This window comes from Romboutsia maritimum, from assembly GCF_002251085.2.
In the GTDB taxonomy this organism is placed as follows: domain Bacteria; phylum Bacillota; class Clostridia; order Peptostreptococcales; family Peptostreptococcaceae; genus Romboutsia_B; species Romboutsia_B maritimum.
In genome coordinates this window covers 38,341-52,826 of record NZ_NOJZ02000013.1, presented here as the reverse complement: position 1 = coordinate 52,826, position 14,486 = coordinate 38,341, and the positions used below count along the sequence as shown (strand labels likewise).

Genomic DNA, 14,486 nt, shown 5'->3' with positions numbered 1-14,486 from the left:
TAAATAATTAAATTTTAAAGGAGGATAAAGATGAGATTTATCCATACATCGGATTGGCATTTAGGAAAAAGTTTGGAAGGACATTCAAGACTTGAAGAACAAGAAAAATTTTGTGAAGAATTTATAGAGATAGTTAATGAAAATAATATAGATATGGTAATAATTTCTGGAGATATATATGATACATCAAATCCTCCAGCTCAAGCAGAAAAGTTATTTTATAAAACAGTTTCTAAGCTAGCGGATAATGGAAATAGATGTGTATTAATCATATCAGGGAACCATGATAATCCTGAAAGATTAGCAGCTGTTACACCATTAGCTCATGAACAGGGAATAATAATTTTAGGATATCCTCTAAGTTTTACCCAAGAAGCTAAATACAAAAACTTTGAAATAATAGAATCAAAAGAAGGATGCACAAAAATAAATATAAAAGGTGAAAAAGTAACATTAATAACATTACCATATCCAAGTGAAAGAAGATTGAATGAGGTAATAGGAAGCTCAGATAATGATGAGGAAAGACAAAAAACTTACTCAGAGAAAATAGGAAATATATTTAGAAGTTTAGAAGAAAATTTTAGTGAAGATGATATAAAAATTTGTGTATCTCATCTATTTGTTGTTGGAGGAGAAAGTACTGATTCAGAAAGACCAATACAATTGGGAGGAAGTCTATTAGTAGACAAGAAGGATTTGCCAAGTAAAGCACAATATATAGCATTAGGTCATTTACATAAGCCACAAAAAGTATCTCAACGTTTAAATGCATATTATTCAGGATCACCACTACAATATAGTAAGGATGAAAGAGCATACACAAAAGGTGCGTATATAGTAGATATTAGTGCTAAAGAAAATCCTACTATAAATCCTATATACTTTAAAAATTACAAACCTATAGAAGTTTTTAAATGTATAGGAATTGAAGAAGCAATAAAAATTTGTGAAGAAAATAAAAATAGGGATATATGGTCATATTTTGAAATAAATACAGATGAAGTTATATCTCAATCAGATATAAAAAAAATGAAAGAATTATTAAAAGATATTATTGAAATAAGACCTATAATATCATCAGAATATGAGCATCAGAATGTGGATATAAAAGAAAAATCGATGGTAGAGTTATTTAAAGAATTTTATACATTTAGTAGAGGATTAGAGCCTAAAGGAGAGCTTATGGACTTATTCTTAGATATAATAAGTGAAGAAGGTGATACTCAAGATGAAACCAATTAGATTAGAGTTAAGTGGATTAAATAGTTATACAGATAAGCAGATAATTGATTTTGATAAACTAACAGAGAGAGGTTTGTTTGGTATTTTTGGAAATACAGGAAGTGGAAAATCTACGATTCTTGATGCTATAACTATAGCAATGTATGGAAATATAGCTAGAAATACAAAAGAGTATATAAATAGTTCATGCGAAAAAGCCATTATTACTTATGAATTTGAAATAGGTAGTCAAAATTCAAAGAGAAAATATAAGGTAGATAGGACTATAGTTAGAAGTAAAACAGGAACAAAAACGTCTCATGCTAGATTAATAGAAATACATAATGATTTAAAAGAAACGGTTTTAGCAGATAAAGTAGGAGAAGTAAATGATAAGGTAGCTCAAGTTGTAGGATTAACTGCAAATGATTTTACAAGATCAGTAGTACTACCTCAAGGAAAGTTTAATGATTTTTTGAAATTAACAGGCTCTGAAAGAAGAGATATGCTTGAGAGAATTTTTAATCTTGAAAAGTATGGTAGAGGGCTTATAGATAAAGTAAGAAAAAGAAAAAATGTACAACTTCAAAATCTTAGAGATTTAAATACTAAGCTAAGTCAGTATGAAGGAATAGATGAAGAATTATATAGTGAGACTATGAAGGATTTAGAAAAATTTAAAGTTGATGAAAAAGAAAAAAATAAAAGTTTAGATTCAGCTCAAAAGCTATATGAAGAAAGTAAAGAAATTTATGAAGAACAGCTAAAGCTAGAGAAATATGAAATTAGAAAAAAAGAATTAGATCTAAAAAATAATGATATAAAAAATAAAACGATTCAATTAGAAAGTGCAATTAATGCAGATAAAGTAAATCCATATATATCAGGAGTTCAAAATTTAGAAAAAAAGCTAATAGAAGATAATACTAAAATAGATAGACTAGAAAAAAATTTAAACATATTAAATCAAGAACTTTTAATAACAAAAAATAAATATGAAGAATCTTACAAAATAAAAAATGATAAACTTCCAAAATTAAGTGAAGAAAAAACAAAACTTCAAAGTGCTTTAGAAACAGAAGAAGAGTTAATATCGATAGATGAAGAATTAAAAGAAATGAAGGAAAAAGGTACTGAATTAAATATAGAAAAGGAAAAATCTGAGATTATAAAAAAAGATTTTGAATCGAAAAAAGATATTTTATTAAAATCTGTAAAAGAAATAGAATTTAACTTAGATAAGCTTAAAATTAGTGCAGATTTAAAACAAAAAATATTTTTAGCATATGAATATGAAAAAGAATATATCAAAGTAGATGAAGAAAAAAAACAAAAGGAAGAAAGACTTAAAATATTATCTAAATCATTTGATGAATTAAATCTAAAGAGTAAGTATATAGAAAAAAGTAAGAGTGACATAGAAAATATGCTAAGTGATGCTCAAAATCATTTAGATTTATTAATTGAAAAATGCCCAGGCAAAAGTCAAGATATATTAGTTAAAAGTGAATATATAGTTGAACTTAAATCAAAAGTAGAAACTTTAAAAATTGATGAAGTTAAAAAGGACAAACTTCAAGACGAATTAAACGAAATAATAGAAAAAAAATATAATATTGAAAGAGAAATAGATACAACTAATGAAAAGCTAGTGAATATTAAAAAAGATATATTAGATTTAGATAAAGAAATAGATAAATTAAGATATCTAAACTTAGCATCAGAGTTAAGAAATGAACTAAAAGAAAATATGCCATGTCCAGTATGTGGGTCAAGGCATCATGAAAATATTGATATAACAAATCAAGATGAAAAAATACAATTTAATAGGGATAAATTAGAAAAAAAACAAAAGGAAGAATTAGAAATAATTCATAAATTGGAAGAACTAAATATAAAAAATAGTCAGTATGTATCTATTGAAAAAATAAAGTTGAAAGAATTAGAGGAATTAAAAAGTAAAATAGGTGAGTTAAATTCTATACAACTAACAAATAGATTAGATGAAGATCAGAGAATGCTAGAAATTTTGAAAAGCAATGTACAAAGTTGGGAAGAAGATAAAAAAATTACAGAGGAAAAAATTTCGAAAGTAAAAGAAGAAAAAAATTCAGTTGAAAAAGAAGAAGTAAAAATTTTAGAAACTATAAATAGTTATAAAAGTACGATTAGAGAACTTAAGGAAGATGTTGAAAATTTAGAATCTAAGTATAAAAGAATAAAAAATGAATACCTAGGATTAAAAACAAATATAAAGATTTCAAATTTATCAGAAAAAGTAGAAGAAATTAATAAAAATGAAAAGACGATAGAAGAACTAGATCATGAATATTCAAAGCTTATTAAGTTAAGAGATGATACTGATTTAGAATTAAAAAATTATCAAAATAAATTACATCAAATAGAAATTGAGTTGATTAAAACTAGAGAGTTATATGTAGAAAAAAGAAAATCTAGAGATGAAAAATATAATCAAATAATAGCTCTTACAAAAGGAGAATCACCGAGATTACTTTTATCTAATTTAGAAAATGAGATATTAAAAATTTCTAAGTTGGAAGAAGAAACTAAGAAGAACTTAGAATTACAAAGAGAAGAGTATGATAAGTATTTAGCAGAAAAAAATAATGTAGAAGGAATAATAAAAACTGCTAAAGAACAATATAAAATTCAACAACAAACTTTAAATCAATTATTAGAAGAAAATAAATTTGAAAATATTTACGCTGTTAAGAGAGCATTATTAGAATCAGAGCAAATGAAAGAATTAGGAGAAGTAATATCTGAGTACGAAGAAGAGCAAAGATTAATAACATTTAAAATTAAAGAATTAAAAGAAATTCTAGGTGATAAAAGAGTTAAAAAAGAAGATTTTGATGATTTAAAAAATAATATTTATAACTTAAAAGTAGAGGTTGGTGAAATTTCTAAAAATATAGGAGCTAAGCAAAACTCATTAAACACAGTAAAAGAATCTTTAGATAAGTTAAAAGAATTAAATAAACAACATAAAATTGTTGAGCACAAAGTAGATCTTTTAGAAGACTTAGATAAAATCATTCAAGGAAATAGATTTGTAGAATATGTGGCAACTAATCAACTTAAATATATAGCATTAGAAGCATCTAAAAGATTAGAAAATATAACTAAAGGTAGATATGCATTAGAAATTGATTCAACCTTAAATTTTGTTATGAGAGATAATTTTAATGGAGGCCAAAGAAGAAGTGTAGACACACTTTCAGGAGGAGAAACTTTCTTAACTTCATTATCATTAGCGCTGGCGCTATCATCTCAGATACAGTTAAAGGGAAGTGCACCATTAGAATTTTTCTTCTTAGATGAAGGTTTTGGTTCATTAGATAGTGAGTTATTAGAGATTGTGATGGAATCTTTAGAAAGATTACATAGTGATAAACTCAGTGTCGGGATAATAAGTCATGTAGAAGAATTAAAGAATAGAGTTCCGGTAAAGTTGTTAGTTATGCCTAGTGAGGCGGGAAGTGGTTCAAGAGTAAAAATAGAATATAGTTAAAATTATATTCTATTTTTACAAAAAAGTGGCATCTACAAGGGGGAATTTGTAGATGCCTTTATATATACTTATTAGGGGGAGAGATATATATTTTCCGCTCTCATATATAAGTATTAACCTTCTTTTTATTTTTTATACATATAAAAATAAAAAAGCCATCTATCCAAGGGGGGAAAGAATAGATGGCTTAAAGATTTAGGGGGGAAAGAAATCTTTTATTATTTAAAATCCGCTCAAATTTAGAATATTAACAGGAGTTTTGATATTCATATTATTTTATTAAATTTTTTATATCAAGAGAAGCTTTATTACTTCTCTTAATATAACATATGAAATAACTGTAAAAAGTGACACAATTTAGTGAAAAAAACTAAAAAAAATATTTTTTTGAAGATATTTGTCAAATCTTATCACTGACATTATATTTAGTATATGAATATAAAAAAAATATAAATTAAAATAATAATTATAACCAATACTACATATAAGTAAATATATAGCATAAATATAGCTTATAATTTATAAATATTTATTATGATTAATAGGGAATAATATATGTGAGATAAATTTGAAAATGAACTGTACTATTTCCCAAAATATGTAGTTGTGATATAATTAATACTAACATTAAAACGAAAACTAGGAGTGTGGTAAGGGTTGGATTCGACCAGCAATTTGATTCAAATTATAATTTTAGCGATATTATTAGTAGCGTCTGGTTTTTTCTCAGCATCAGAGACATCGCTAATGTCATTAAGTAAAATTAGGATAAGGTATATGCAAGAAGAAGGTGTAAAAGGGGCTAAATTAGTTAGTTCTTTAATCGAAGATCCTAATAGTCTTTTAGGTTCCATATTAGTTGGAAATAACGTTGTTAATATAGCAGCTACTTCTATATCAACTTCATTGTTTATGTCAATATTTAAGGGTCCTGAAGCAGTACCAATAGCAACAGCTGTTATGACAATATTAGTATTAATATTTGGAGAAATTACTCCTAAAACTATAGCTGCTAATAATTCAGAGAAAATTGCTCTTTTTGTATCTAAGCCAATTAAGTTGATAGTAATAATCTTAAAACCAGTAGTTTGGATATTTAATATTATTACAGGAGTGATATTTAAATTACTTGGTATAGAAAATAAAGGCAATCAACCATATATAACAGAAGAAGAATTAAAAACTATGGTAAAAGTTAGTCATGAAGAAGGGGTACTTGAAGTTGAAGAAAGACAAATTATAAATAATGTATTCCAATTTGGAGATATGCAAGCTAAAGAAGCTATGGTTCAACGATTAGATATGGTAGCTATAAATTCAGAGGATAGTTATGATGAAATCATAGAAATGTTTAAAAATGAAAAGTTAAGTAGGCTACCTGTATACAATGATTCTATAGATGATATAATAGGTATACTTAATATAAAGGATGTAATATTTTTATTAGATGAAGAAATAGAACATTTTAATATTAATAATTATTTAAGAGAACCATTTTTCACATATGAATTTAAAAAAATAACACAACTACTTGAAGAAATGAAAATTGCTAAAAGTCAAATGGCTATAGTTGTAGACGAATATGGTGGAACAGCAGGACTTATAACTATAGAAGATTTAGTAGAAGTAATAGTAGGGGATATAGATGATGAATATGATGAAGATGATGAAGAAATACAAGTAATAAAAGAAGATGAATATGTAGTTGAGGGTGGAACTAAAATTAGTGATGTAAATGAACTTATAGGAATTAGACTAGAATCAGATGAGTTTGATTCAATTGGTGGATTTATAATCGGATATTTAAAGAGATTACCTGAAGAAAATGAAGTAGTAGAAGTAGAAAATATAAGACTATGTATAGAAAGCATAGATAAAAATAGAATAAAAAAAATTAGAATTTTTACATAAATAAAACACTGCAATTGCAGTGTTTTATTTATATAAGAAAGGATAAAGATATGTCTATATTAGATAGAAAATTTTTATATAAATTTAAATGTAATATTATTTTTATAATTATATATAGTATATTTTTCATCTTAACATACGAGACATTTCCATATATAGCTCCATTTTTAGTGGGAGGAATTATCGCATTTATTATAAATCCTATATCGCAAAAACTTAAAAATAAATTTCGCATAGATAAAGGGGTATCTACATTAGTTTTAAGTTTTTTTGGTGTGGCTATTGTGATAACGTTTACCACTTTGTTGATTATGTCAGGGACTAAGCATTTAATGTATTTTTTAAATAATATAACAAGTAATTCTAACAATTTAAATGAAATTTTAACAAATCTATTAAATCAAGCAACTGTTTATATTGAATATTTTGAAGATGTATCAAATTTTGATGTAGAAAAAATGATTACTAAATATAGTAGAGAAATAATAGAGTTGGCTAAAGGATTATTAGCTAGCATAATAAGCTTAGCTACTTCTATACCGTATATTGTAATATTTATTATAACTTTATTTATATCTACATATTTTATCGCTAAAGATATAGATATATTTGAATATAAATTTTATAATATGTTTACAGAAAGTGCGAAGCGAAAAGTAAAAAATATAAAAAAAGAAATTATTTTTTCTGTATTAGGATATATAAAAGCCTATACTATACTTATGGGGATAACATTTATTACTATATGGGGAAGTTTTAGCTTTTTTGGAGTACCATATGGACTTTTATTAGGATTTATAGGAGCTTTATTAGACTTAATTCCATTTTTAGGCATTATGGTGATATTCGTTCCAGTAACAATATACTATTTTATAGTAGAAAATTATTTTATAGCAGTATCAATAAGTATTGTATTTATAACATTATCTTTGTTAAGACAGGTACTTGAGCCAAAGTTAGTTTCAGCTAATATAGGCTTAAGTCCTTTAGCAACTGTAGCAGCAATATTTATTGGGGTGCAAGTTAAGGGGATAGTAGGCATTATATTTTGTTTAGGCTTAGTTATAATGCATGATATACTAAAAAAAGTAGAGATACTTTAATACAACATAAGAAAGAAGGGGTTAAAATGAGAAACAAAGTAGTAGAAAGATTTTTAAAATATGTAACATTTGACACAACAGCAGATCCTAAGAATGAAAATTGTCCATCATCAAAAGGACAGAGAGTTTTTGCTAATCATTTAGTAGAAGAATTAAAATTATTAGGTTTGGTAGATGCTCATGTTGATGAAAATAGTTATGTAATGGCTACATTAAAAGGAAATACTCAAGGAATAGATACTATAGGATTTATATCGCATCTAGATACAGCTCCAGATATTACAGGAAAAGATGTTAATCCTAAAATAATAGAAAATTATGATGGAAAAGATATAATTTTAAATAAAGATTTAAATATAACTACATATGTAAAAGATTATCCAGAGCTTGCTAAATTTATAGGTCAAGATTTAATAGTAACGGATGGTACAACATTGCTAGGAGCAGATGATAAAGCAGGTGTTGCTGAAATAATAACTGCAATTGAATTTTTAGTAAATCATCCAGAAATTAAACATGGAGATATAAAAGTAGGATTTACTCCAGATGAGGAAATTGGAAGAGGTGCAGACTTATTTGACGTTGAAAAATTTGGAGCAAAATATGCATATACTATAGATGGTGGTATATTAGGAGAGCTTCAATACGAAAATTTTAATGCTGCAGGAGCTACTATAAAAATACAAGGTAGAAATGTTCACCCAGGTTCCGCTAAAAATAAAATGATAAATGCTTTACATGTAGCATGCGAAATATCAGAACAATTTCCAAAGAGTGAAAGACCAGAAACTACAGAACAATATGAAGGATTTTATCATTTAGACGAGATAAATGGAAATGTAGAAGAAGCTTCTATGGAATATATAATAAGAGATCACGATAGAGATAAATTTGAACAAAGAAAAGTGTATATGAGACAAGTGGTAGAAAAATTAAATGAAGAATATAATGGAAGAATTACATTAGAATTAAATGACTCTTATTATAACATGAAAGAAAAAGTTGAGCCAGTTAAATTTATAGTAGACATAGCAAAAGAAGCTATGGAGGAAGTTGGAATAGAGCCTCTTATAATACCAATAAGAGGAGGTACAGATGGAGCTAGGTTATCATTTGAAGGTCTACCATGTCCAAATATATTCACAGGTGGATTAAACTTCCATAGTAAAAATGAGTGTATATCAACTAATTCAATGGAAAAATGTGTTCAGTTAATAGTTAAAATAGCTGAAAATTATTCAAAAAAATAAAAAACTATAACAAAAAAGGCTTGTCTAAAAATAATTTTTTAAAGACAAGTCTTTTATTTTTATCATAGCTTTGAAATTTTAAAAATGTATAATTTCATTAGTGTTAATATCTATTAAATTAATATCTAATTCAAGTTCATCTTCATTAGACTTAATAATTTCAATAGTCGCAACAGAATGAGTTTCATCTTTTGGAATAGCGGTACTTCCAGGATTTAAAACTATCAATTCATCATCACAATATAACTCTTTAACATGAGTGTGCCCAAGTATAAGTATATCAGCATCCATATTTTTTGCTTGTTGAATAATTTTATCTTTAGATTCTACATAACCATGAGTTAATAGAATTCTTATTTCTCCAAATTGATTTATTACATATGGGCTTTGTATAGGATGGTTTATAACCATTTGATCTACATCTGCATCACAATTACCCCTAGCAATAATAATATTTTTAACATCATTTATTTTTTTAATAACGCCTTTAGGATTGTATCCTTCAGGAAGGTCATTTCTAGGTCCATGATATAAAACATCTCCACCATGAAGTAAAACATCACAATCTTCTAGCACAGTAAGTGCTTTTTCAAAATATAATAAACTTCCATGAGTATCACTCATTATGCCTATTTTCATATTAGTCCTCCTATATAGAGTCTATAAGAATTTATCAGAAACTCTGCTCCAAAATTCATAATTAGATCTTCTAAGTAATTTTATTTTTACATCAGATATAGAAATTTGTATATCTGAAATTTTGCTAAACCTATGTTCAACTCCATCTATAACTATTAATATAGAATCCTCAAATCTATATTCAGGAGTAATTCTTATTATAGAATCATTAGAAAATATTATACTAGATGTAAAACATCTATAAGCATTAGTATTAATCGGATAAAGTGGAGTAAGTTGCATAAGCTCTAAGCTAGTATCTACGATGCTACCACCAGCTGCATAGTTATATGCAGTGGACCCAGTGGATGTAGAAACAATCATTCCATCACCACTAAAGTTTTGTATATGTCTATCATTAACTCTTAAATTAAGATGTATAGTTCTTGATTTGTCTCCCTTTACAACTACTTCATTAATTGCAAATACGTCACGACAACTTTTTTGAGTACAAACACTAGCTTGAAGTAAGGATATATCTTGTGTAATATAATCGTCTTTTAGATAAAATTCAATAAAATCATCTATATCTTCTGGAGATATATCTGGAAAAAAACCAAGATGTCCAGTATTTATACCTATAATAGGAATTTCTGGAAAATCAAAATCATGAACTGTCTTTAAAAAAGAACCATCTCCGCCTATAGATATTATAAGTTCTGCATCTGGATGGAAATCATAGTGTATTTCAAAGCCAGCTGCTGTAAGTTTTTCTGTCAGTAATTTTTTAGTTTCTAAAGACCTATGTACTTGGTTTGAATTTATAGTTATAATTCTTCTCATCTTTCCACCTCTTTATACTTTGTATTATAACATAATTTGCTAATACTATTTCTAATTTTGTATATTCCTATAATTACATTTAAAAATTTTAGTTATGTATATAATATAAATTTATATATAAATACTTTAAATACAAAAATAAAATGAAAATTTTATTATTGGTATTTTATAGATTTCATAAAATTGAAAAAATTTCATATAAATTAAAAACTTTTTATAGATTTAAGAATATATATATACTATAATTTTTATAGGGAAAAGTGTTAAAAAAGGGGGATAATATATATGTCAAAGAAAAAAAAATCTAAATTTTCATTTCCTACAGCCTACACTGTAATACTAATAGTACTGTTATTAGTATTAGGGCTTACGTACATAATACCATCTGGTAAATATGCTAAGTTAAAGTATGATAAAGAAACTAAGTTATTTACAGTAGAAAATCCTACTGGAGAAGTATCAGAATACGAAGCAACTCAGCAAATTTTAGACAAGTTTGGAGTAAAAACAAACTTAAATAAATTTACAGATGGGTCAATAAGTAAGCCAGTGGCAATCCCAAATTCTTATGAAGAATTGCCAAAAGAAGAAACTAATTTATTTAAAGCAGTAACTACTTTTTTAAATGCACCAATACAAGGATTATATGATTCAATAGACATAATTGCATTTGTACTTGTAATAGGTGGGATAGTTGGAGTAATAAATAAAACAGGAGCATTTACAGCAGGAATAAGTGCTTTATCTAGACGATCAAAAGGTAAAGAAGCGTGGCTAATAGTTATAATAACAGTTTTAATTTCATTAGGTGGAACAACATTTGGTATGGCAGAAGAGACAATAGCATTTTACCCTATAATAGTACCAATTTTCTTAGCAGCAGGATATGATGCTCTAGTAGCTATAGCAGCAATTTATTTAGGATCTTCTATAGGTACAATGGCATCAACAGTAAATCCATTCTCAACAGTTATAGCATCAAATACAGCAGGAATAGACTTTACAAGTGGAATGGGATTAAGAATATTAATGCTTGTAATAGGTACAGCTATATGTGTAATATACACAATTAAGTATGCTGAAAAAGTAAAAAAAGATGCATCAACTTCATTAATATATTCTCAAAAAGAAGAATTAGAAGCACAATTTTTAGCAAATCACGATGAAAATAATATTCCAGCGTTTACTTTAGGAAGAAAGCTTATATTAATTATATTTGCAGTATCATTTGTAGTAATGGTTTATGGAGTTAAGGAATTAGGTTGGTGGTTTGGTGAAATGACCCAATTATTCCTAGGAGTAGCATTTATATTAGCATTTTTCTCAAAAATGGGTGAAAAAGAATTTGTAAGTGAATTTGTAGCAGGAGCAGCAGATTTATTAGGTGTTGCACTTACTATAGGGCTTGCTCGTGGTGTTACTATAATAATGGATAATGGTTTGATAAGTGACACTATATTAAATACTTTGAGTGGTGGAGTTTCACATATGAGTGGAGTTGTATTCTCAACATTTATGTATTTTGTTTATAGTATATTAGGATTCTTTATAGCTTCATCTTCAGGTCTTGCAGTTTTATCAATGCCTATAATGGCACCTCTTGCAGATGTAGTTGGAGTAAATAGGGACGTAATAGTTACTGCATATCAATTTGGACAAGGTCTTATAAGTTTTATAACTCCAACAGGGTTGATTTTAGCTTCATTAGCAATGGTAAATGTTACTTATGATAAATGGTTAAAGTTTGTAACACCTTTAATTGTAATTATATCAGTTGTTGCTATAGTAATTCTTGGAGTAGGAGTGTTAATTTAATAGATTTATATAAGTATAAATACACTGAACTGTTTTAAAATGAAATTTTGAAACAGTTCTTTTTTTAGTTAAAAACATTAAAAACGTAATAGATGATATTATAAATTTTAAAATATCTTTATTTAAAGTTTAAATATAGTGTAAAATATATAATGTTATTATAAAAAAGAGAGCAGGTGTAAAATTGTTTAGGAAAGAAGAACAAAAATACAACCTCATTTCATATATATGTGAAGACAATTTGACATTAAAGGAAGTTTTATTAGATAAATTAAACTTCTCAGTAAGATCTTTATCAAAAATGAAAAGAGAAAAAAGTGTATTAGTAAATAAAGAATTTAAAAAGCCTAATTTTAAAGTTAATAAAGGTGATTTAATAGAAGTTAAAATTGAAGAAGAAATGGCTAACTTTGAGCCACAAGATTTAAATTTGGAAATTATATATGATGATTTTGATATAATTATGATTAATAAACCACCGTTCATGGTAGTTCATCCAACCAAAAGTCATTATGATAAAACTATTGCTAATGGAGTTACAAACTATATATTAAAACAAGAGGAAGTAGTTAAAATAAGATTTGTAAATAGACTAGATATGAATACATCTGGTTTAGTTATAGTGGCTAAAAATGCTTATGCTCATCATACATTATCAGTTGCTATGAGTGAAGATAAAGTAGAAAAAAAATATATAACTGTAGTTAAAGGAATAGTAAAAGATGATGAAGGTACTATAAATGAACCTATATATAGACAAACAGATGATAGCATAAAAAGAATAGTTGATGAAAAAGGACAACCATCAATAACTCATTATAAGGTACTTGAGAGATTAAATGATGCGACAGTTTTAGAGGTAAAACTTGAAACAGGAAGGACTCATCAGATAAGAGTTCATATGAGTCATATAGGACATGGAATAATAGGTGATGAACTATATGGATATGTTGATGAAAATCTTATAAATAGACAGGCTCTTCATGCTTATAAATTAGAATTTGAGCAGCCTAGAACAAAAGAAAAGTTAGAATTTAATGCAGAGTTACCAGAAGATATAAAGAAATTAATAAAAAAATTAAAATAAAATATAGAGGTGAGAATATGATAATACATAAGTTTATAATACACGTACTAGATAAAAATAGTGAAGTACCGATATTAAATGACTATGAAGGAAAAGTAAATCAAGAAGTAGATAAATTTTTCCAAAAGGTTATAAAAAGAGTTACAAAAGATGATGATTTAAGAAAAGGTGCATTCAAAAATTATAATGAGAATATAATTAAAAATTGTTGTGAACAAATAATATATGATGAAAATACATTTTTAGAAAACTCAAAAGAAATAGCTTCTTACTTATTTGAAGTTATGAAAATAAATGCAGAATTAGAATCTTGTGATTTAGCTATATGTTTATATACGGTAAAAGATGAAAAAAATATTGCTATAATTAAATTGGATTATAAGAAGCTTTATACACATTCAATTGAATTTATAGATGATAAATTTAATATACAAATGATTGCAAATGAAATAGGAATACCAGAAACAGGTAGACAAAAACAATGTGCATTAATAGGAGCTAGTGGTATAAATGATGAATATCATTTAAGACTTCTAGATAAAGATGCTGAAAAAGAAGAATTACAATCAAAATTTATTACAGAATTTTTAAATGCTGAAAGAATAGATGATGATAAATATAAAACAAAAGTATTTAAAAATACTGCTGAAAATTGGATAACTAATGCTTTAAGTAATGATATAAAGCAGGCTGAAGATGTTAGAAGTATATTAAATTATACACTAAAAGAAAAAAATGAAATGGATATAAATGAATTTGTTGAGAATTCTATAAAAGATAATGATTTAAAAGAAAGCTTTAAAGAACACATGGAAGATAAAGGATTAGAAGAAGGATTTAATATAGATAAAAAATGGGTTGAGAAAAAACTTAAAAAAAGAAATATTAAAACTGATAATGGATTTGAAATAAAAGGGAATCTATCTGACTTTGAAGATCCAATGAAATATAGTGTAAGGCAAAATGAAAATGGTTCTATAGATATAGTAATAAAAAATATTAATTTCTATGAGGAAAAATAAATACAAGCACTTAAATTGTTCTAATTGCATATATAAAAATAGGAAAGTTTAAATTTAGATACATATTTTATAGGAGGT

10 protein-coding genes are annotated in these 14,486 nt (G+C 26.2%); 8 read left to right on the top strand and 2 right to left on the bottom strand.

Features of this window, described 5'->3' with window-relative positions; genetic code table 11:
* Positions 1–30: 30 nt before the first annotated feature.
* The 5 genes from CHF27_RS08575 (at position 31) to pepT (ending at position 9,023) form a co-directional block, all read left to right on the top strand.
* Positions 31–1,245 carry an exonuclease SbcCD subunit D gene (locus CHF27_RS08575; protein WP_095405142.1) on the top strand — a complete coding sequence of 405 codons (1,215 nt, stop codon included), beginning with the start codon at positions 31–33 and terminating at the stop codon, positions 1,243–1,245.
* Complete coding sequence (locus CHF27_RS08570; RefSeq protein ID WP_095405143.1) at positions 1,232–4,759, top strand: AAA family ATPase; 3,528 nt, start codon at positions 1,232–1,234, stop codon at positions 4,757–4,759. The genes CHF27_RS08575 and CHF27_RS08570 overlap by 14 nt, the downstream gene beginning before the upstream one ends.
* A 657-nt stretch (positions 4,760–5,416) precedes the next feature.
* Positions 5,417–6,670 carry an HlyC/CorC family transporter gene (locus tag CHF27_RS08565; RefSeq protein ID WP_095405144.1) on the top strand — a complete coding sequence of 418 codons (1,254 nt, stop codon included), beginning with the start codon at positions 5,417–5,419 and terminating at the stop codon, positions 6,668–6,670.
* Positions 6,671–6,720: 50 nt separating this feature from the next.
* Complete coding sequence (gene ytvI / locus CHF27_RS08560) at positions 6,721–7,773, top strand: sporulation integral membrane protein YtvI (RefSeq protein ID WP_095405145.1); 1,053 nt, start codon at positions 6,721–6,723, stop codon at positions 7,771–7,773.
* A 26-nt stretch (positions 7,774–7,799) separates the two neighbouring features.
* On the top strand, positions 7,800–9,023 hold the full coding sequence (pepT, locus tag CHF27_RS08555) for a peptidase T (RefSeq protein ID WP_115976076.1): 1,224 nt from the start codon (positions 7,800–7,802) through the stop codon (positions 9,021–9,023).
* A gap of 78 nt (positions 9,024–9,101) precedes the next feature.
* On the opposite strand, the gene yfcE is transcribed toward pepT, so the two are convergent.
* Both yfcE and CHF27_RS08545 read right to left on the bottom strand, forming a co-directional pair.
* Positions 9,102–9,662, bottom strand: a complete 561-nt coding sequence (gene yfcE / locus CHF27_RS08550; protein WP_115976073.1) for a phosphodiesterase — start codon at positions 9,660–9,662, stop codon at positions 9,102–9,104.
* Between the two features lie 21 nt (positions 9,663–9,683).
* A complete protein-coding gene (locus CHF27_RS08545; RefSeq protein ID WP_115976070.1) occupies positions 9,684–10,484 on the bottom strand; it encodes an NAD(+)/NADH kinase in 801 nt (266 codons plus the stop codon).
* A gap of 285 nt (positions 10,485–10,769) precedes the next feature.
* Between CHF27_RS08545 and CHF27_RS08540 the strand changes: the two genes are divergently transcribed.
* The 3 genes from CHF27_RS08540 (at position 10,770) to CHF27_RS08530 (ending at position 14,408) form a co-directional block, all read left to right on the top strand.
* Positions 10,770–12,299 carry a YfcC family protein gene (locus CHF27_RS08540; protein WP_115976067.1) on the top strand — a complete coding sequence of 510 codons (1,530 nt, stop codon included), beginning with the start codon at positions 10,770–10,772 and terminating at the stop codon, positions 12,297–12,299.
* Positions 12,300–12,483: 184 nt separating this feature from the next.
* Complete coding sequence (locus CHF27_RS08535) at positions 12,484–13,386, top strand: RluA family pseudouridine synthase (RefSeq protein WP_095406608.1); 903 nt, start codon at positions 12,484–12,486, stop codon at positions 13,384–13,386.
* 17 nt (positions 13,387–13,403) lie between these two features.
* On the top strand, positions 13,404–14,408 hold the full coding sequence (locus tag CHF27_RS08530) for a nucleoid-associated protein (RefSeq protein ID WP_095406609.1): 1,005 nt from the start codon (positions 13,404–13,406) through the stop codon (positions 14,406–14,408).
* The last annotated feature ends 78 nt before the right edge of the window (positions 14,409–14,486 follow it).

Excerpts from the sequence above, each read along its gene's own strand:
- CHF27_RS08575 (WP_095405142.1), top strand. The coding sequence starts at position 31 with ATGAGATTTATCCATACATCGGATTGGCATTTAGGAAAAAGTTTGGAA.
- yfcE (WP_115976073.1), bottom strand. The coding sequence starts at position 9,662 with ATGAAAATAGGCATAATGAGTGATACTCATGGAAGTTTATTATATTTT.
- ytvI (WP_095405145.1), top strand. The coding sequence starts at position 6,721 with ATGTCTATATTAGATAGAAAATTTTTATATAAATTTAAATGTAATATT.
- CHF27_RS08540 (WP_115976067.1), top strand. The coding sequence starts at position 10,770 with ATGTCAAAGAAAAAAAAATCTAAATTTTCATTTCCTACAGCCTACACT.
- pepT (WP_115976076.1), top strand. The coding sequence starts at position 7,800 with ATGAGAAACAAAGTAGTAGAAAGATTTTTAAAATATGTAACATTTGAC.
- CHF27_RS08570 (WP_095405143.1), top strand. The coding sequence starts at position 1,232 with ATGAAACCAATTAGATTAGAGTTAAGTGGATTAAATAGTTATACAGAT.
- CHF27_RS08530 (WP_095406609.1), top strand. The coding sequence starts at position 13,404 with ATGATAATACATAAGTTTATAATACACGTACTAGATAAAAATAGTGAA.
- CHF27_RS08545 (WP_115976070.1), bottom strand. The coding sequence starts at position 10,484 with ATGAGAAGAATTATAACTATAAATTCAAACCAAGTACATAGGTCTTTA.